Source organism: Aliiglaciecola sp. (genome assembly GCF_039982535.1).
Lineage (GTDB): Bacteria > Pseudomonadota > Gammaproteobacteria > Enterobacterales > Alteromonadaceae > Aliiglaciecola.
Map to the genome: position 1 here is coordinate 1 of NZ_JBDWYG010000060.1, position 1,889 is coordinate 1,889.

At 39.8% G+C, this 1,889-nt stretch carries 1 protein-coding gene; it reads left to right on the plus strand.

Annotated elements, in window-relative coordinates:
- Nucleotides 1-74: 74 nt before the first annotated feature.
- Nucleotides 75-1,889: glycoside hydrolase family 95 protein (locus tag ABJV04_RS16885; RefSeq protein WP_348492760.1), on the plus strand; the 1,815-nt coding region annotated here is incomplete at its 3' end.

Here is a 1,889-nt window from a genome sequence, read left to right on the forward strand (position 1 = left end):
AATGTTATACATGAATAAAGTATTCTACTTAATAAGTCTAAATGAGCAGTATCTAAGTTTTAAAAACATCTAGAATGAAAAACACAAAATTCACAATTTTATTATTAGGAGTATGTTTGCTATTTACGTGTAAAGGTAATGATCGAGCGACTGATGTGGTATCCAAAGATTTGATGCTTTGGTATACGGAACCTGCCACAGAATGGACCCAGGCAACACCAATAGGTAACGGTCGACTCGGAGCCATGGTGTATGGAGGAGTTGAGCAAGAACATTTACAAATGAACGAAGAAACCTTATGGAGTGGTGGTCCACACAGTTACGACAATCCAGATGCTTATCAACATCTTACTCTGGTTAGAGAACTACTTAAGCAAGGTAAATACGTTGAAGCACAAGCTACAGCAGATAAAATGCTCGGAATCCCACAATACCAAATGGCTTATCAACCTTTAGGAGATCTCTTTCTTAAATTCTTTCACGATGAAAAATCGAGTAACTATCGCCGTGAACTTGATTTACAAAATGCAATAAGTACAGTAACATATACTATAGATGGTGCACATTTTAAACGAACGGTTTTTGCATCACAACCCGATCAAGCTATTATTATACGTTTGGAGTGCGACAAACCTGAAATGATTTCCTTTGATTTGTCAATGACAAGCGAACATCTCTATACATCTATGATGAATACTGGTAGTCAGTTATTGGTGACGGGGAAGGTTGCTCCACGCGAGCGAAAAGGACTTACTGGGCCTTGGTCAGGAGAAGGAACGAAGTTTGCTGCACAAACAAAAGTTGAAGCAGATGGAGGAACTGTGCTTGCTCAAGGAGGTGAAATTTCCGTAAAAAATGCTAACGCTGTTACACTAGTTTATGTGGCGGCAACCAGTTTTATCAATTACCTAGACGTAAGTGGAGATCCTTCAGCAAAGGTTAATAATTACCTATCCGCAACAGATGGTAAATCTTTCGAACAGTTACGTCAAAGGCATATTGATGATTACACAAACCTTTTTGGACGTGTTTCAATTGATCTTGGCGGTGATACTTCAGAACAGAATATATCAACAGACAAACGTCTTAATAGGGTTGCTGAAGGTGGATCGGATAAACTATTAACCGAACAAGTCTTCCAATACGGTCGTTATTTAATGATTTCTGGGTCACGAGAGGGTACGCAGCCTCTTAATCTTCAAGGTATTTGGAATAATAAAATTACTCCTCCATGGTCAAGTAAGTATACAATAAACATAAACATTGAAATGAATTACTGGGTAGCAGAAGTTTGTAACCTCAGCGAATTGCATGAACCCTTGTTGCGGATGACTGAAGAACTACAGACTCCAGGAAGAAATACAGCTAAAATACATTATAAGGCAAATGGTTGGCTTGCACATCATAATACTGACCTCTGGCGTGGTACAGCGCCAGTTGACGGTTCTCAGTGGGGAATGTGGCCAACAGGTGGTGCATGGCTATGTCAACATATTTGGGAACATTACCTCTTCACGAAGGATACGGAATTTCTTAAAAAATCTTATCCAATCCTTAAGGGTGCTGCTGAATTTTTCCTAGATGTGCTTGTTGAAGACAAAAACGGTAACTTAATTACCTCTCCATCTATATCTCCAGAACACAGCCACGGAGGAGAAATGAAGGACGGCCTTAGTGATGGACGAAATGGACCTTCAATCATTGCTGGTCCTACTATGGATTTAGAAATATTACGCGACCTATTCGCAAACTGTATAGCAGCATCTGAGATGTTGAATGTTGACGAAGACTTTCGTTTGAATGTAGCAAAAACACGAGAGCGTCTTGCTCCTTTAAAGATTGGTAAACATGGTCAGCTTCAGGAATGGCCAGAAGATTGGGATAACCCA